Source organism: Synechocystis sp. CACIAM 05, from assembly GCF_010222815.1.
GTDB lineage: Bacteria > Cyanobacteriota > Cyanobacteriia > Cyanobacteriales > Microcystaceae > Synechocystis.
The window spans coordinates 828,888-843,385 of sequence record NZ_CP019225.1 but is presented as its reverse complement, the minus strand read 5'-3'; the positions used below and the strand labels follow the sequence as shown (position 1 = coordinate 843,385).

Here is a 14,498-nt window from a genome sequence, read left to right as displayed (position 1 = left end):
CTATTTATTCATGGCCCGCAACATCCAAGCCGTTTTTTCATGGACCCGCATCCGGTCCGAAGCCAAAGCGATGGTGGACTCATCATCGGCAGGCTGAGAGCATTTGAGCACATCCCGACAGGACTGGACAATGGTTTCGTGCCCCTTGGTCAAAATATCGACCATTTCTTTGCTGGTGGGAATGCCGTCCACTTCTTGCACCGAACTCAGTTTAGCGAACTCCTTATAGGTACCGGGGGCAAAAACATCCAAACTGCGGATACGCTCAGCAATGTCATCCACCGCCAGGGCCAACTCATTGTACTGTTCTTCAAACATGAGATGGAGGTCGCGGAATTGGGGGCCGGTAACGTTCCAGTGGAAGTTGTGGGTTTGTAGATAAAGGGTGTAGGTATCGGCTAACAGTTTTTTCAAGGACTCTGCAATTTTGATGCGGTCCGCTTCAGGAATGCCGATATTAATCGTAGCCATACTGGATTATCTCCGTTTAACAAAATTTAACACAGTACCATTTTAACGAAATTTGCGCGTCAACGAAAGAATGCTTGTTCTTGTAAGGTTGGGGTATGGCCTAGGAAGAAAATTAATTTGACGGGGATTCCCTTTAGGGCTATGATGATTAATCGCGGTCAAAACTGGATATTAGATAGAAATAATATCAAAACGTTCCACTGCTATTTTTTACGACCCCCTGCGGATACTGAATGCTTAGGCTTTTAAGTCTGATCAGGAATTGCGGTCATCCCCCTTTTGCACCTATGTAGGACTAACTCTCCCTACCGCTGGGGCCGAAGGTGGTCTCTCAAGCAAAGTTTGATTGAAACGCTCCATCGACGTAACTGAATTAGTTATTCACTGGCTATGAAGCTGTTGACCAAAGGTTATTGCCGCTGGTCGTCGCTTTATGTCCGGGGAGCCTTTCTGCTTGTTTATTTACACTTTTATTTAGGTAGAGGGTTACCGTGTCTATCGGTATTTTAGGAACAAAGCTGGGCATGACCCAGATATTTGATCAAGAAAGCGGCATTTCCATCCCTGTGACGGTGGTGCAAGCGGGTCCCTGTCCCGTAACCCAGGTGAAAACCCAGGACACCGACGGCTATAACGCTATCCAAGTCGGTTTTTTGCCTGTTAAAGAAAAGGCGCTGTCCAAGCCTGAGTTGGGACATTTGAAGAAGTCCAACACTGATCCTATGCGTCATTTGAAGGAGTACCGTTTGACGGACGCTCCTAACCTGCAACCCGGGGATGCAGTCACAGCGGACATTTTCCAAGCTGGAGACCTAGTCGATGTAGCCGGCCAAAGTATGGGTCGGGGTTTTGCTGGCTACCAAAAACGCCATAATTTCCGTCGGGGTAACATGACCCACGGTTCCAAAAACCACCGTCTGCCCGGTTCTACGGGAGCCGGTACTACTCCCGGTCGGGTCTATCCCGGTAAAAGAATGGCCGGACAGTATGGGGCTTCCCAGGTTACCGTCCGTCGCTTGACAGTGGTGCGGGTGGATGCAGAGCGGAACTTGCTGATCATCAAAGGGGCTTTACCTGGTAAACCCGGCACTTTGTTGAACATCACCCCTGCGAAAACCGTTGGTCGGGGCTAGGTTGCCTTTTCTATCCGTCACTGCTGAAGGAACAAAATTATGGTTGATTGTATTGTAAAAAACTGGCAGGGGGAAGAAGTAGGTAATGCTTCTTTGATCCTCAAGGTTGCCAAGGAAGAAAATGCGGCCCACATTGTCCATCGGGCCCTGGTGCGCCAACAAAATAACGCCCGCCAAGGTAACGCCTCTGCTAAAACCCGAGCTGAAGTTCGGGGGGGGGGTCGCAAACCCTGGAAACAAAAGGGTACTGGTCGGGCCCGGGCTGGTTCGATTCGTTCTCCCCTCTGGCGGGGTGGTGGTGTGATCTTTGGGCCTAAGCCCCGGGATTACAGCCAAAAAATGAACCGCAAGGAACGTCGTTTGGCCCTGAGAACGGCGATCGCCTCCCGAGCCGACAACATGGTGGTGGTGGAAGCCTTTGGCGATCAGTTCAGCCAACCTAAAACCAAGGAGTTGGCCACGGCCTTGACTCGCTGGGGTGCCAAACCAGAAAAACGGGTGTTGTTGATCCTTGATAAAATTCCAGAAAATGTCTTTCTTTCTGGGCGCAACATTCCCTATTTGAAAATTTTACGGGCAGATAACCTCAATATCTACGACGTTCTCGTTGCAGACACCATTGTGGCCACCGCCACTGCCCTCGAGAAAATCCAGGAGGTTTACGGTGAGTAAGGTAATTGATCAGCGTCGTTTGGCGGACCTAATTATTAAACCGATTGTGACGGAAAAGGCCACGCTACAACTCGAAGACAACAAATACGTCTTTGACGTGCGCCCTGAAGCCACCAAACCGGAAATCAAAGCGGCGATCGAACTTTTGTTTGACGTCAAAGTAACGGGGGTAAACACTGCCCGTATGCCCCGCAGAAAGAAACGGGTTGGTCGTTTCATGGGTTTCAAAGCTCAAGTGAAGCGGGCCGTTGTCACCCTCAAGGAAGGGGACAGCATCAAACTCTTCCCTGACGTGTAAGTCACGTTTAGACCACCACTGAATACTGAATTAACTGTTATCTAAACCCATGGGTATTCGTAATTATCGGCCAATGACCCCAGGAACTCGGCAGGCAAGTGTCTCCGATTTCACTGAAATTACCAAGAGTAAGCCGGAGAAGTCATTAACCACTAACCGCCATGACCAAAAAGGTCGCAACAACCGTGGGGTGATCACCAGTCGTCACCGGGGCGGCGGCCATAAAAAGCTCTACCGGATTATCGACTTCAAACGTAACAAGCAAAATATTCCGGCCCGGGTAGCGGCGATCGAATACGATCCCAACCGCAATGCCCGCATTGCCCTGCTGTTCTACACCGACGGGGAAAAGCGTTATATTCTTGCTCCCGCTGGATTACAGGTAGGCATGACCGTTATTGCTGGGGAAGAAGCCCCCTTTGAAATTGGCAACACCTTACCCCTGAGCCGCATTCCCCTTGGTAGTGAGATACACAACGTGGAATTGGTAGCAGGGCGGGGCGGCCAAATGGTGCGTTCTGCTGGAGCTTTTGCCCAGGTGGTGGCTAAGGAAGGAGATTACGTGACCATCAAACTGCCGTCCAAGGAAGTGCGTATGGTTCGTAAAGAGTGTGTGGCTACCCTGGGTCGAGTTAGTAATGCCGAATTCCGTAACCTTAAGCTAGGAAAAGCCGGTCGTAAGCGTCACTTAGGTCGTCGTCCCCATGTCCGGGGTAGTGTGATGAACCCCTGTGATCACCCCCATGGTGGTGGTGAAGGCCGGGCCCCCATCGGTCGTTCCGGGCCTGTGTCTCCCTGGGGTAAACCAGCTTTGGGTGCCAAGACCCGCAACAAGAAGAAACGCAGTAGCGCTCTGATTGTCCGCCGTCGCACCAAATAACTATTTTTGTTTTTATTCGTTGGAACTGAACTATGGGTCGTTCACTGAAAAAAGGTCCTTTTGTGGCTGCTTCCCTGCTCCGCAAAATTGACAAGCTCAATGACAAGGGGGATAAGCAGGTGGTTAAAACCTGGTCCCGGGCTTCGACAATTCTTCCCCAAATGGTGGGTCATACCATTGCCGTCCACAACGGTCGTCAACATGTGCCTGTGTTTGTTTCCGAGCAAATGGTGGGCCATAAGTTGGGGGAATTTGCGCCGACTCGCACCTTCCGCAGTCATTCTAAAAGCGATAAAAAAGCGCGTAAGTAACCAGAGGTAAGCAGTATGACAAAACTTGATACGACGGCCGAGGTCAAGGCGATCGCCCGTTACGTGCGGATGTCTCCCCTGAAGGTGCGCCGGGTACTAGATCAAATTCGGGGTCGTTCCTACCGGGAAGCTCTGATCATTCTGGAATTTATGCCTTACAAGGCCTGTGAGCCTGTGCTGAAAGTACTGCGCTCCGCCGTGGCCAACGCTGAGCATAACGAAGGTTTGGAACCAGCGGACCTAGTTGTTAGCCAAGCCTTTGCCGATGGAGGCCCCAGCTTGCGCCGTTTTCGCCCCCGGGCCCAGGGTCGTGCCTACCAGATTCGCAAGCCCACTTGCCACATTACCGTCGCCGTTGCCCCGGCCTTGGCAGATAACTAACATCGCTGTTCACGTCACGCATACAAAACATGGGACAAAAAATACATCCAGTTGGCTTCCGCCTCGGCATCACTAAGGACCACAAATCCTGTTGGTATGCCGACCCCAAGCGCTATCCGGAGCTTTTACAGGAAGACCACAAAATTCGCCAATATATTGAGAAAACCCTCAACAATGCCGGTATTTCCGATATCCGCATTGAGCGTAAAGCTGAACAGATTGAGTTGGGTATTCACACCGCTCGCCCCGGGGTAGTTGTCGGTCGAGGCGGCTCTGGTATTGAACAACTACGGGAAGGCTTGCAAAAACTGCTGGGTTCAGCCCGTCAGATTCGAGTCAATGTCATCGAAGTCCCCAATGCTGATGCTGATGCGGCTCTAATGGCCGAGTACATCGGTCAACAGTTAGAACGTCGGGTTTCCTTCCGCCGGGTGGTGCGCCAAGCATTGCAAAGGGCAGAAAGGGCCGAAGTTAAGGGTATCAAAATACAAGTTAGCGGTCGCCTAAATGGGGCAGAAATTGCCCGGACGGAATGGGTTCGGGAAGGCCGGGTGCCTCTCCATACCCTGCGGGCAGACATTGATTATGCCTACCGCACCGCCCTGACCACCTACGGCATTTTAGGGATTAAGGTCTGGATTTTTAAAGGGGAAGTCATCCCTGGCCAGGAAGCCGCCATCGTTGCTCCCCCCAGCCAACCCCGTCGTAAATCCCGTCGGCAACAGTTCGATGACCGTTCCCAGGACGGTTAAACGCTATCGCCATTCATTAACGCCTATTCGTTAACGCACTATGTTAAGTCCTAGAAGAACAAAATTCCGTAAACAGCAACGGGGCAGGATGCGGGGTCTAGCGGAGCGGGGCAGCACCCTCAACTTCGGTGATTACGCCCTCCAGGCCACCGAACCCTGTTGGATCACCTCCCGGCAAATTGAGGCCGCCCGTCGAGCCATGACCCGTTACATCCGTCGGGGTGGGAAAATTTGGATTCGTATTTTCCCCGATAAACCAGTCACCATGCGTCCCGCTGAAACCCGGATGGGTTCCGGTAAAGGTTCCCCAGAATATTGGGTAGCGGTAGTTAAGCCCGGCCGCGTCATGTTTGAACTAGCTGGAGTCTCTGAGGAAGTGGCCCGGGAAGCCATGCGCCTCGCCGCCCAGAAATTACCGATTAAAACAAAATTTATTAGCCGTCAGGAGGACTATATTTAACCATGGCTCTTCCCAACATTGCAGACGCAAGGAAACTCGGCGACGAAGAATTGGCCACTGAAATCTTAGCCACCAAGCAAAGATTGTTCCAACTCCGGTTCCAACAGGCTACCCGTCGTCCCGAAAACCCCCATGAATTTAAACATGCCCGCCATCGCTTGGCCCAACTCTTAACGGTGGAACGGGAACGACAACTTGAGAATAGCCCTTCTGAGGAGGCATAAAAACACCATGGCGATTAAAGAACGTGTGGGCATTGTGGTCAGTAACAAAATGGATAAAACCGTGGTTGTTGCTGTGGAAAGCCGTTCTCCCCACCCCAAGTACGGCAAGATTGTCGTCAAAACCAAGAAATTTAAAGCTCACGACGAGGAAAACCAGTGCCAAGAAGGGGACAAGGTTCGCATCCAAGAAACCCGCCCTCTGAGTAAAACCAAACGCTGGCAAGTAATCAACATTATGAGCCATTCATCCTAGTCCGATTTTTTTAGGAAAACGCCGTGATTCAACAACAAACCTATCTCAACGTCGCGGACAACAGTGGTGCTCGTAAGCTCATGTGTCTGCGGGTTCTGGGCACGGGCAACTGCACCTATGGTGGCATTGGCGACCAAATTATTGCCGTGGTGAAAGATGCTCTCCCTAATATGCCCATCAAAAAGTCCGACGTGGTGCGGGCGGTAATTGTCAGAACCAAACAGCCCCTACGCCGGGCCAGTGGCATGAGTATCCGTTTTGATGACAATGCCGCTGTGATTATCAACGCTGAAGGTAATCCCCGGGGTACCAGGGTATTTGGCCCCGTGGCCCGGGAACTGCGGGATAAAAACTTTACCAAGATTGTTTCTTTGGCTCCGGAGGTGCTCTAGATGACTAAAACCAAACCAGCCCCCCACCGGGTGAAAATGCACGTCAAAAAAGGCGACACCATCCAGGTAATTTCCGGCAAGGATAAGGGCAAAGTGGGAGAAGTTTTGCGTACCATTCCCAGCCACAGTCAGGTGGTGGTCAAAGGAGTGAATATCCGCACCAAGCATGTTAAACCTCGTCAGGAAGGGGAATCTGGGCAAATCAGTAGCTATGAAGCTCCCATCCATAGCTCCAAGGTAATGCTCTATTCCACCAAGGAAAAAATTGCCAGTCGCATTTGCTACACCGTCACCGACGATGGCCGTAAAGTGCGGATGCTGAAAAAAACAGGCGAAATCATCGATTAATGGCTATCACCTTTGCCCCGCAAGCAATGCTAGACCCTAACCCGATGTGCTCGAGTTCCCTTCGTCCATCTACTCTCTGACCAAGCCCAGAGACCCTGTAAATACCATGACTCAACGACTTAAGACCCTTTACCAAGAAACCATTCTTCCTAAGCTCCAGGAAGAATTTGGTTATAAAAATATTCACCAAGTGCCCAAGTTGACTAAGGTGACAGTTAACCGGGGACTGGGGGAAGCTTCCCAAAATGCCAAGGCTTTGGAGTCTTCCCTGACTGAATTAGCCACCATTACGGGGCAAAAACCGGTGGTGACCAGGGCTCGCAAGGCGATCGCCGGTTTTAAAATCCGGGAAGGTATGCCGGTGGGGGTAATGGTTACCCTCCGTTCCGAGCGGATGTATGCCTTTTTGGATCGCTTAATCAACTTGGCTCTGCCTCGCATTCGGGACTTCCGGGGTATTAGCCCCAACAGCTTTGATGGCCGGGGTAACTACAGCTTAGGTATTCGCGAACAATTAATTTTCCCCGAAATTGACTACGACACCATCGATCAAATCCGGGGTATGGACGTTTCCATCATTACCAGCGCCCAAACCGACGAAGAAGGTCGTGCATTGCTCAAAGCTCTGGGCATGCCCTTTAGAAGTTAATTTAGTCGCGGCTCAGGGTGATTGGTCAGCAATAAGTCTCCATCAATCCACCTGAATCATCATCCCTTAGGAGAATCTACCAGCAGGAATAATGGCTTCAACAGACACAATTTCCGACATGCTCACCCGCATCCGCAATGCCTGTGCGGTGAGACATAGCACTACCCAGGTGCCCACCACCAAAATGACCCTGAGCATTGCCAAAGTGCTCAAAAGCGAAGGATTCATTGAGGACTACTCTGAAACCGGCGAAGGCATTAACAAAATGTTAGTGCTTACCCTCAAGTACAAGGGCAAAACCCGTCAACCTTTGATCAATACCCTCCAACGGGTCAGTAAGCCTGGTTTGCGGGTTTACTCCCCTTCCAAAAAGATTCCTCGGGTGTTGGGCGGCATTGGTATCGCCATTGTTTCCACTTCCCACGGCATCATGACCGACAGGGAAGCCCGTCGCCAAGGTATTGGGGGCGAAATCCTTTGTTACATTTGGTAGTCCCGGTCGAAGACTACTATTGCATTAGTAATTAAACTTAACTTTACAGAATTAATCCTATGTCCCGTATCGGAAAACGCCCCATTCCTCTCCCTGCGAAGGTCAGCGTAGATATCCAAGGCAGTCACCTGAGTGTTAAAGGTCCTAAAGGCTCCTTGGAAAGACAGTTACCAGAAAAGGTAATTGTGGCCCAAGAAGGGGAAACCATCACCGTCACCCGTCAGGATGAGTCCCGCACTGCCCGGGAACGCCATGGCCTAGTCCGCACCCTCGTCGCCAACATGGTGGATGGGGTGGCTCAGGGTTTTGAACGCCGTTTGGAAATCCAAGGGGTTGGCTATAGGGCCCAAGCCCAGGGCAATAAGTTAACCCTCAACGTCGGCTACAGTAAGCCAGTGGAAATGACCATGCCCCAGGGCATTGAAGTCAAAGTTGAAAATAACACCCAGGTAATTGTCTCCGGCATTGACAAGGAACTCTTGGGTAATACAGCGGCCAAAATCCGGGCTGTGCGGCCCCCAGAACCCTACAAGGGTAAAGGCATCCGCTACCAAGGTGAATATGTCCGTCGTAAAGCTGGTAAGACAGGGAAGAAATAAACTATGAAAAGCACTCGTAAATCTGCTACCCAACGTCGTCACCGTCGTCTGCGTCGCCATTTATCCGGTACCAGCGAACGGCCCCGTTTGGCGGTTTTTCGCTCCAATGACCACATCTATGCCCAGGTCATCGATGATGTGGCCCAGCATACCCTTGCGGCGGCCTCTACCCTCGATCCAGATCTGAAAAAGTCCCTTAGTTCCACCGCCACCCAGGAAGCTTCGGCGGAAGTGGGTAAGTTGGTGGCCCAACGGGCGATCGCCAAAGGCATTAACCAAGTAGTTTTTGACCGGGGTGGTAAGTTGTATCACGGACGGGTAAAAGCTCTGGCGGAGGCGGCCAGGGAAGCCGGTCTCGATTTCTAACAACGTTAACCAAACCCATTAACATCCAAGGAAATTACTATGGCAAAGCGTCGTAAAACCAGCCGAGAAAAAAAAGAAGACACCAACTGGCAAGAACGGGTTATCCAAATCCGCCGGGTCAGTAAAGTGGTCAAAGGCGGAAAAAAACTCAGCTTCCGGGCGATCGTGGTGGTCGGTAACGAAACCGGCCAGGTCGGCGTGGGAGTGGGTAAAGCTGGGGACGTAATCGGAGCTGTCCGTAAAGGGGTAGCCGATGGCAAAAAACAACTAATTGAAGTGCCCTTGACCAAATCCAATTCCATTACCCATATCACTAATGGAGTTTCTGGAGGAGCCAAAGTGGTGGTTCGCCCCGCTGCCCCTGGTACTGGGGTAATTGCCGGTGGCGCTGTTCGTACTGTGCTAGAGCTAGCCGGAGTTAAGAATATCCTAGCCAAACAACTAGGCTCCAACAATCCCCTCAACAATGCCCGGGCTGCCATCAACGCCTTGGAAACCCTGCGTACTTTTTCGGAAGTAGCAGAAGAACGGGGAGTTTCTGTCGAGCATCTTTACACCTAAGCTGAAGGCCCCAAGCCTTTACTAGGTGAAAATTCCATCTCCTGTGAACTTAATTTTTAATATTAGCCATGAATTTGAGCGAACTCTCTCCCAAGGACGGTGCCAAGAAACGCCGTCGCCGTGTTGGCCGGGGTATTGCGGCAGGGCAAGGCGCTAGCTGTGGTTTTGGTATGCGGGGCCAGAAATCCCGTTCCGGTACCGGTACCAAAGCTGGTTTTGAAGGGGGACAAATGCCCCTCTACCGTCGTCTGCCTAAGTTAAAGCACTTTCCCCTCTACAATCCCAAGCATTTTACGGTGGTTAACGTTGGTAAGTTGGCCGGTCTAGCCCCCAACACCGTGGTCACCCTAGAAAGCCTGATGGAAGCGGGTATTGTCACTAGTAATGACGGTCCCCTAAAAGTTTTGGGCAACGGGGAATTAGCCGTAGCTCTCACCGTCCATGCTCCCTGTAGCAAAGCAGCCCAAGCCAAAATTGAAGCGGCCGGTGGCAGTGTGGTGGCGCAGGGCTAACAATGGTAACAAAAATCCTTCCCCATAGCCTGGGAGAGAGCGATAATAGGTTAATTCATTGTTTTGCTTCATCCCTCGCACTTTTACTCAGGTATAAATAAATGGTCGTAAGTCGAGACAAAGCCCCCTCTGCCCAGGAAACTTTCCTGCAGATGGCCCAAGCGGCTGGCCTCCGGGGTCGGCTGCTTATTACTATTGGGCTACTAATTCTGGTCAGGGTGGGAATTTTTATCCCAGTGCCGGACATTGATCGCCAGGCCTTTAGCCAGGCCATCAACGATAACTCCGTTATTGGTTTTTTAAATATTTTTACCGGGGGTGGATTATCCACTGTGGGCATTTTTGCCCTAGGGATTTTGCCTTACATTAACGCTTCCATCATCATGCAACTGCTGACGGCGGCCATTCCGGCCCTGGAGGATTTGCAGAAAAATGAAGGGGAGGCAGGGCGGCGGAAAATTTCCCAATATAGCCGTTATATTGCCTTTGGCTGGTGCATTATCCAAGGTTTGGGTTTGACCGTCGGCTTACTTCGTCCCTACGCCAACAACTATGGCCCCCTATTTATTTTTCAAACGGTTTTAGCGATCACCGCTGGCTCGATGTTTGTGATGTGGATTTCAGAGTTGATCACAGAAAGGGGCATTGGTAACGGAGCTTCCCTGTTGATTTTTGTCAACATTGTGGCCACCTTGCCTCAGACTTTAGGTCAAACCATCGAATATGCCCAATCCGGGGGCAGACAGTCCATCACAGCGGTGGTGTTGTTGATGCTAGTTTTCCTCGTCATGATCGTGGGCATTGTCTTTGTACAGGAAGGCACCCGTCGGATTCCGATTATTTCTGCCCGTCGCCAGGTAGGTAAAAAGCTTTATCGAGAGCGCACCAGCTATTTACCCCTACGTTTGAACCAAGGGGGGGTAATGCCGATTATTTTTGCTTCGGCAGTGCTAATTTTGCCCTCTTCCCTGGCCGGTTTTGCCACTGGTAATGAAGGCTTAGGGGGGTTTGGGGAAATTCTTGTCCAAATTTCCAACGCTTTACGCCCCGGTACCTGGGTCTATACCGTGGTTTATTCCGTAATGATTTTCTTCTTCAGTTATTTTTACGCCAGTCTGATCGTCAACCCTGAGGACGTGTCGAAAAATCTGAAAAAGATGGGTTCTAGCATTCCCGGCATTCGTCCTGGCAAAAAAACAGAACAATATCTGGAAGGTGTGCTCAATCGTCTGACTTTTCTGGGAGCAATTTTCCTCAGCTTTGTGGCCACCCTGCCTATTTTTGTAGAACAAGCCACTGGAGTAACTACTTTCCAAGGTTTGGGAGCCACATCCCTGCTCATTTTGGTGGGGGTTGCCATTGACACGGCGAAGCAGATCCAGACCTATGTTATTTCCCAACGCTATGAAGGAATGATTAAACAACCCTAATCGCCCCTATTTTTACGGGCAGAGTTGCATCAATCAGTCTTATTAAACACTGCGGTTAGGGAAAGCTTACAAGGCTGCTTCCTTGACCGTCTTTTTTTGATTAATTTTTGGAGTTTTTACGGATTATGGCTATGGCTAAAGGTTTAATTTTTCTGGGGGCCCCCGGCTCTGGTAAAGGTACCCAGGCGGTGGGATTGGCGCAGACTTTGGGCATTCCCCATATTTCCACTGGAGATATGCTACGTCAGGCGATCGCCGATGGCACGGAGTTGGGTAACCAGGCCAAAGGTTACATGGACAAGGGAGAATTGGTGCCCGATCAGTTAATTCTTGGGTTAATTGAAGAGCGCTTGGGCCATAAAGATGCTAAGGCTGGCTGGATTTTGGATGGCTTTCCCCGTAACGTCAACCAAGCAATTTTTCTCGATGAGTTGTTGGTTAATATTGGTCACCGTACCCATTGGGTCATTAACTTAAAAGTTCCCGACGAAGTAATTGTAGAACGCCTGTTGGCCCGGGGGCGGGCGGATGATAACGAAACCACCATTCGCAATCGGCTGTTGGTTTACACAGAGCAAACTGCTCCCCTCATGACCTATTACCAAGAACAGGGCAAACTTTACTCCCTTGACGGTAACCAGCCGGTAGAAGCCATTGCCACCAACCTGGAAAAATTGGTTAAACCTTAGGGGCAAAATGTCAAGACGAGCATAGGTTGGCCAATGGAGCAACCTATATTTGTTATGATTGACGATGGCGCTTTTTTCGATACTTTATTCCGCTTTATTTTTAGGAGGTCATTAACCGCTTGTCTAAACAAGATTTAATTGAGATGGAAGGCACGGTGATGGAGTCATTGCCCAATGCCATGTTTAGAGTCGATCTTGACAATGGTTTCAACGTTTTGGCCCACATCTCCGGCAAAATTCGTCGTAATTACATCAAAATTCTCCCCGGCGATCGGGTCAAAGTAGAATTAACCCCCTACGACCTCACCAAGGGGCGCATAACCTATCGTCTTAAAAATAAAAAGTAGTTATTAATTTGACGGTGGCAAAGGTAAAAAATTAATGCTTCCCCTCAGTGGGGAGAGCTAATTTAATATTTGCCATGACACGGCCACGATAACTTGTTATAATTAAGAGCTTGCAGTGTTGCCAAAGAAAATCAGGCATGAAAGTTAGAGCTTCCGTTAAGAAAATGTGTGATAAGTGCCGCGTTATTCGTCGGCGCGGTCGTGTGATGGTTATCTGTTCCGCTAACCCCAAGCATAAACAGCGTCAAGGTTAGCAGTTCTCCTAGTGATTACCATTCCGGTCTGTCTTAAACCCTACTCCATAAATTTATTGAACTTATTTAGAGGAAAATCAACGTGGCACGCATAGCTGGTGTTGACCTGCCTCGGGATAAGCGTGTGGAAATCGCCCTCACTTATCTGTACGGTATTGGTCTGTCGCGCTCCCATGAAATTCTGGACGCCACCGGGGTTAGCCCCGATGTCCGAGTCAAAGATCTCAGTGATGAAGATGCGCTGAAATTAAGAACCTACATCGATGAAAACTACGAGATCGAAGGGGATCTCCGTCGTTGGGAGGCCATGAATATTAAACGCCTTGGAGACATCGGCACCTACCGTGGTCGTCGTCATCGCCAAGGTTTACCAGTGCGCGGACAACGCACTAGAACCAATGCCCGTACCCGTCGGGGCCGCCGCTTGACCGTTGCCGGCAAGAAAAAGACCCCTGCGAAGAAATAATCTTCCCCCCCATCCCTGTCCTGTTTATTGAAGCTTTCAAGCAATCATTATGGCGCGTCCTACCAGAAAAACTGGGCCCAAAAAGGCAAAAAAGAATGTCCCTAGCGGGGTGGCCCACATTCAATCTACTTTTAACAACACTATTGTCACCATTTCCGACATTCGGGGCGATGTGATTTCCTGGGCTTCCGCTGGTTCTAGCGGTTTCAAAGGAGCTAAGAAAGGCACTCCCTACGCCGCCCAAACCGCTGCTGATTCTGCGGCCCGTCGGGCCATGGAACAGGGTATGCGGCAATTAGAGGTAATGGTAAGTGGCCCCGGTGCCGGTCGGGAAACTGCTATCCGGGCCCTCCAAGGGGCTGGTTTGGAAATCACCCTGATCAGGGATGTTACCCCCATCCCCCACAATGGTTGTCGTCCCCCCAAACGCCGTCGGGTCTAGGACAGTTAATTTTTTTGCTAACAGCTTTTTTGAGCAAATCGTAATTTCCTCTGACTGAGATAGCGTCGGTCAAGCTATTTACACGGAGATATAAGGGAGGTCGCGTCAGTGGCGCAGTTTCAAATCGAGTGTGTGGAATCCAGCACCAGAAAAAATCAACAGCAGTACAGTAAGTTTTCCCTTGAACCCTTGGACCGGGGCCAGGGAACGACGGTGGGAAATGCTTTGCGGCGGGTATTGTTGTCCAACTTACCCGGGGCCGCGGTGACGGCCATCCGTATTGCGGGGGTTAACCATGAGTTCGCCACTATTCCAGGCGTCCGGGAGGATGTCCTGGAGATTATGCTGAACATGAAGGAACTTGTGCTCAAAAGCTACACCGATCAGCCCCAAATTGGCCGTCTGACGGCGATCGGCCCGGGAACGGTAACGGCAGCGCAGTTTGAGGTACCTTCGGAGGTGGAGGTTATTGATCCTAACCAATACATCGCCACCCTAGCAGAAGGAGCCAAACTGGAAATGGAATTCCGAGTGGAGCGCGGCGTAGGTTATCGAGTTATCGAGCGGGGCAAGGATGAGAATTCATCTCTAGATTTTCTCCAAATTGACTCGGTATTTATGCCGGTGACTAAGGTCAACTACACAGTGGAAGACATTCGGGCCGATGGCATGAGTCCAAAGGACCGGTTGATTCTAGACATTTGGACTAATGGCAGTATTCAGCCTCGGGAGGCATTGTCGGAAGCATCTGACATTATTGCCAATCTTTTTATCCCCCTTAAAGATCTCAATGAGCTGGAAGCGGCCCATAGCGATTACCAGGACGAGGTCAATCCGGAAAGTCAAATTCCCATCGAAGAGTTACAGCTTTCTGTCCGTGCCTATAACTGTCTGAAGCGGGCCCAGATTAATTCCGTGGCAGATCTACTGGAGTATAGCCAGGAAGATCTACTGGAAATCAAGAATTTTGGCCTCAAATCCGCAGAGGAGGTGATTGAGGCACTGCAAAAACGTTTGGGTATTACCCTGCCCCACGAAAAGGCTAAAGCTTAACAAGCTCAATGGGTTTGATTACTGCTGCTTACCTTAGAGTAACCCCCTGTTGTTAATTTTTT

26 protein-coding genes are annotated in these 14,498 nt (G+C 50.5%); 25 read left to right on the top strand and 1 reads right to left on the bottom strand.

All coding sequences use genetic code 11. The features are described 5' to 3' along the window. Positions 1 to 471, bottom strand: coding sequence for a Dps family protein (locus BWK47_RS04025; protein ID WP_010871980.1), 471 nt, complete (start codon positions 469 to 471; stop codon positions 1 to 3). A gap of 491 nt (positions 472 to 962) precedes the next feature. Here BWK47_RS04025 and rplC point away from each other — a divergent pair, with 491 nt between their 5' ends. From rplC to BWK47_RS03900, 25 genes are all read left to right on the top strand, one after another. Continuing rightward, positions 963 to 1,604 (top strand): 50S ribosomal protein L3, encoded by a 642-nt coding sequence (gene rplC, locus BWK47_RS04020; RefSeq protein ID WP_010871979.1) that lies wholly within the window; start codon positions 963 to 965, stop codon positions 1,602 to 1,604. Positions 1,605 to 1,643: 39 nt separating this feature from the next. Next, on the top strand, positions 1,644 to 2,276 hold the full coding sequence (gene rplD / locus BWK47_RS04015) for a 50S ribosomal protein L4 (protein WP_162327651.1): 633 nt from the start codon (positions 1,644 to 1,646) through the stop codon (positions 2,274 to 2,276). Next, positions 2,269 to 2,574: a 50S ribosomal protein L23 gene (locus tag BWK47_RS04010; RefSeq protein WP_162327650.1), complete on the top strand. Its 306-nt coding sequence runs from the start codon at positions 2,269 to 2,271 to the stop codon at positions 2,572 to 2,574. The genes rplD and BWK47_RS04010 overlap by 8 nt, the downstream gene beginning before the upstream one ends. Positions 2,575 to 2,623: 49 nt before the next feature. Next, on the top strand, positions 2,624 to 3,454 hold the full coding sequence (rplB, locus tag BWK47_RS04005) for a 50S ribosomal protein L2 (protein WP_010871976.1): 831 nt from the start codon (positions 2,624 to 2,626) through the stop codon (positions 3,452 to 3,454). 32 nt (positions 3,455 to 3,486) lie between these two features. After that, positions 3,487 to 3,765 carry a 30S ribosomal protein S19 gene (gene rpsS / locus BWK47_RS04000; protein WP_010871975.1) on the top strand — a complete coding sequence of 93 codons (279 nt, stop codon included), beginning with the start codon at positions 3,487 to 3,489 and terminating at the stop codon, positions 3,763 to 3,765. 15 nt (positions 3,766 to 3,780) lie between these two features. After that, positions 3,781 to 4,146 carry a 50S ribosomal protein L22 gene (gene rplV, locus BWK47_RS03995; protein WP_010871974.1) on the top strand — a complete coding sequence of 122 codons (366 nt, stop codon included), beginning with the start codon at positions 3,781 to 3,783 and terminating at the stop codon, positions 4,144 to 4,146. A gap of 29 nt (positions 4,147 to 4,175) precedes the next feature. Then, entirely contained in the window at positions 4,176 to 4,898 is a 723-nt protein-coding gene (gene rpsC / locus BWK47_RS03990) for a 30S ribosomal protein S3 (protein WP_010871973.1), read from the top strand. 40 nt (positions 4,899 to 4,938) lie between these two features. Beyond that, positions 4,939 to 5,358 carry a 50S ribosomal protein L16 gene (gene rplP, locus BWK47_RS03985; protein WP_010871972.1) on the top strand — a complete coding sequence of 140 codons (420 nt, stop codon included), beginning with the start codon at positions 4,939 to 4,941 and terminating at the stop codon, positions 5,356 to 5,358. Between the two features lie 2 nt (positions 5,359 to 5,360). After that, positions 5,361 to 5,582 carry a 50S ribosomal protein L29 gene (rpmC, locus tag BWK47_RS03980; protein ID WP_010871971.1) on the top strand — a complete coding sequence of 74 codons (222 nt, stop codon included), beginning with the start codon at positions 5,361 to 5,363 and terminating at the stop codon, positions 5,580 to 5,582. A gap of 7 nt (positions 5,583 to 5,589) precedes the next feature. Next, positions 5,590 to 5,835, top strand: coding sequence for a 30S ribosomal protein S17 (gene rpsQ, locus BWK47_RS03975; RefSeq protein WP_010871970.1), 246 nt, complete (start codon positions 5,590 to 5,592; stop codon positions 5,833 to 5,835). A gap of 23 nt (positions 5,836 to 5,858) precedes the next feature. Next, on the top strand, positions 5,859 to 6,227 hold the full coding sequence (gene rplN, locus BWK47_RS03970) for a 50S ribosomal protein L14 (protein ID WP_010871969.1): 369 nt from the start codon (positions 5,859 to 5,861) through the stop codon (positions 6,225 to 6,227). Then, complete coding sequence (gene rplX / locus BWK47_RS03965; RefSeq protein WP_010871968.1) at positions 6,228 to 6,575, top strand: 50S ribosomal protein L24; 348 nt, start codon at positions 6,228 to 6,230, stop codon at positions 6,573 to 6,575. A gap of 106 nt (positions 6,576 to 6,681) precedes the next feature. Further along, a complete protein-coding gene (gene rplE / locus BWK47_RS03960) occupies positions 6,682 to 7,224 on the top strand; it encodes a 50S ribosomal protein L5 (protein ID WP_014407080.1) in 543 nt (180 codons plus the stop codon). A 91-nt stretch (positions 7,225 to 7,315) separates the two neighbouring features. Next, positions 7,316 to 7,717: a 30S ribosomal protein S8 gene (gene rpsH, locus BWK47_RS03955; protein WP_010871966.1), complete on the top strand. Its 402-nt coding sequence runs from the start codon at positions 7,316 to 7,318 to the stop codon at positions 7,715 to 7,717. A gap of 59 nt (positions 7,718 to 7,776) precedes the next feature. Next, positions 7,777 to 8,316 carry a 50S ribosomal protein L6 gene (gene rplF, locus BWK47_RS03950; RefSeq protein ID WP_010871965.1) on the top strand — a complete coding sequence of 180 codons (540 nt, stop codon included), beginning with the start codon at positions 7,777 to 7,779 and terminating at the stop codon, positions 8,314 to 8,316. 3 nt (positions 8,317 to 8,319) lie between these two features. Beyond that, positions 8,320 to 8,682 carry a 50S ribosomal protein L18 gene (gene rplR / locus BWK47_RS03945; RefSeq protein WP_162327649.1) on the top strand — a complete coding sequence of 121 codons (363 nt, stop codon included), beginning with the start codon at positions 8,320 to 8,322 and terminating at the stop codon, positions 8,680 to 8,682. A gap of 39 nt (positions 8,683 to 8,721) precedes the next feature. Further along, complete coding sequence (rpsE, locus tag BWK47_RS03940) at positions 8,722 to 9,243, top strand: 30S ribosomal protein S5 (RefSeq protein ID WP_010871963.1); 522 nt, start codon at positions 8,722 to 8,724, stop codon at positions 9,241 to 9,243. A 68-nt stretch (positions 9,244 to 9,311) separates the two neighbouring features. Continuing rightward, on the top strand, positions 9,312 to 9,755 hold the full coding sequence (gene rplO / locus BWK47_RS03935) for a 50S ribosomal protein L15 (protein WP_010871962.1): 444 nt from the start codon (positions 9,312 to 9,314) through the stop codon (positions 9,753 to 9,755). A gap of 101 nt (positions 9,756 to 9,856) precedes the next feature. Next, positions 9,857 to 11,185, top strand: coding sequence for a preprotein translocase subunit SecY (secY, locus tag BWK47_RS03930; RefSeq protein WP_162327648.1), 1,329 nt, complete (start codon positions 9,857 to 9,859; stop codon positions 11,183 to 11,185). 125 nt (positions 11,186 to 11,310) lie between these two features. Next, positions 11,311 to 11,874 carry an adenylate kinase gene (locus BWK47_RS03925; RefSeq protein ID WP_162327647.1) on the top strand — a complete coding sequence of 188 codons (564 nt, stop codon included), beginning with the start codon at positions 11,311 to 11,313 and terminating at the stop codon, positions 11,872 to 11,874. Positions 11,875 to 11,993: 119 nt separating this feature from the next. Further along, positions 11,994 to 12,221 carry a translation initiation factor IF-1 gene (infA, locus tag BWK47_RS03920; RefSeq protein ID WP_010871959.1) on the top strand — a complete coding sequence of 76 codons (228 nt, stop codon included), beginning with the start codon at positions 11,994 to 11,996 and terminating at the stop codon, positions 12,219 to 12,221. A 137-nt stretch (positions 12,222 to 12,358) separates the two neighbouring features. After that, on the top strand, positions 12,359 to 12,475 hold the full coding sequence (rpmJ, locus tag BWK47_RS03915) for a 50S ribosomal protein L36 (RefSeq protein WP_010871958.1): 117 nt from the start codon (positions 12,359 to 12,361) through the stop codon (positions 12,473 to 12,475). An 82-nt stretch (positions 12,476 to 12,557) separates the two neighbouring features. Beyond that, the gene (gene rpsM / locus BWK47_RS03910; protein WP_010871957.1) at positions 12,558 to 12,941 is read left to right on the top strand and encodes a 30S ribosomal protein S13; all 384 of its coding nucleotides are present in this window, start codon (positions 12,558 to 12,560) and stop codon (positions 12,939 to 12,941) included. 49 nt (positions 12,942 to 12,990) lie between these two features. After that, complete coding sequence (gene rpsK, locus BWK47_RS03905; RefSeq protein WP_010871956.1) at positions 12,991 to 13,383, top strand: 30S ribosomal protein S11; 393 nt, start codon at positions 12,991 to 12,993, stop codon at positions 13,381 to 13,383. Between the two features lie 108 nt (positions 13,384 to 13,491). Then, a complete protein-coding gene (locus BWK47_RS03900; RefSeq protein ID WP_162327646.1) occupies positions 13,492 to 14,436 on the top strand; it encodes a DNA-directed RNA polymerase subunit alpha in 945 nt (314 codons plus the stop codon). The last annotated feature ends 62 nt before the right edge of the window (positions 14,437 to 14,498 follow it).

Coding starts and splice junctions, on each gene's coding strand:
- BWK47_RS04025 (WP_010871980.1), bottom strand. CDS start 471: ATGGCTACGATTAATATCGGCATTCCTGAAGCGGACCGCATCAAAATT.
- rplD (WP_162327651.1), top strand. CDS start 1,644: ATGGTTGATTGTATTGTAAAAAACTGGCAGGGGGAAGAAGTAGGTAAT.
- rplB (WP_010871976.1), top strand. CDS start 2,624: ATGGGTATTCGTAATTATCGGCCAATGACCCCAGGAACTCGGCAGGCA.
- rpsS (WP_010871975.1), top strand. CDS start 3,487: ATGGGTCGTTCACTGAAAAAAGGTCCTTTTGTGGCTGCTTCCCTGCTC.
- rplV (WP_010871974.1), top strand. CDS start 3,781: ATGACAAAACTTGATACGACGGCCGAGGTCAAGGCGATCGCCCGTTAC.
- rpsC (WP_010871973.1), top strand. CDS start 4,176: ATGGGACAAAAAATACATCCAGTTGGCTTCCGCCTCGGCATCACTAAG.
- rplP (WP_010871972.1), top strand. CDS start 4,939: ATGTTAAGTCCTAGAAGAACAAAATTCCGTAAACAGCAACGGGGCAGG.
- rpmC (WP_010871971.1), top strand. CDS start 5,361: ATGGCTCTTCCCAACATTGCAGACGCAAGGAAACTCGGCGACGAAGAA.
- rpsQ (WP_010871970.1), top strand. CDS start 5,590: ATGGCGATTAAAGAACGTGTGGGCATTGTGGTCAGTAACAAAATGGAT.
- rplX (WP_010871968.1), top strand. CDS start 6,228: ATGACTAAAACCAAACCAGCCCCCCACCGGGTGAAAATGCACGTCAAA.
- rplE (WP_014407080.1), top strand. CDS start 6,682: ATGACTCAACGACTTAAGACCCTTTACCAAGAAACCATTCTTCCTAAG.
- rpsH (WP_010871966.1), top strand. CDS start 7,316: ATGGCTTCAACAGACACAATTTCCGACATGCTCACCCGCATCCGCAAT.
- rplF (WP_010871965.1), top strand. CDS start 7,777: ATGTCCCGTATCGGAAAACGCCCCATTCCTCTCCCTGCGAAGGTCAGC.
- rplR (WP_162327649.1), top strand. CDS start 8,320: ATGAAAAGCACTCGTAAATCTGCTACCCAACGTCGTCACCGTCGTCTG.
- rpsE (WP_010871963.1), top strand. CDS start 8,722: ATGGCAAAGCGTCGTAAAACCAGCCGAGAAAAAAAAGAAGACACCAAC.
- rplO (WP_010871962.1), top strand. CDS start 9,312: ATGAATTTGAGCGAACTCTCTCCCAAGGACGGTGCCAAGAAACGCCGT.
- secY (WP_162327648.1), top strand. CDS start 9,857: ATGGTCGTAAGTCGAGACAAAGCCCCCTCTGCCCAGGAAACTTTCCTG.
- BWK47_RS03925 (WP_162327647.1), top strand. CDS start 11,311: ATGGCTATGGCTAAAGGTTTAATTTTTCTGGGGGCCCCCGGCTCTGGT.
- rpmJ (WP_010871958.1), top strand. CDS start 12,359: ATGAAAGTTAGAGCTTCCGTTAAGAAAATGTGTGATAAGTGCCGCGTT.
- rpsK (WP_010871956.1), top strand. CDS start 12,991: ATGGCGCGTCCTACCAGAAAAACTGGGCCCAAAAAGGCAAAAAAGAAT.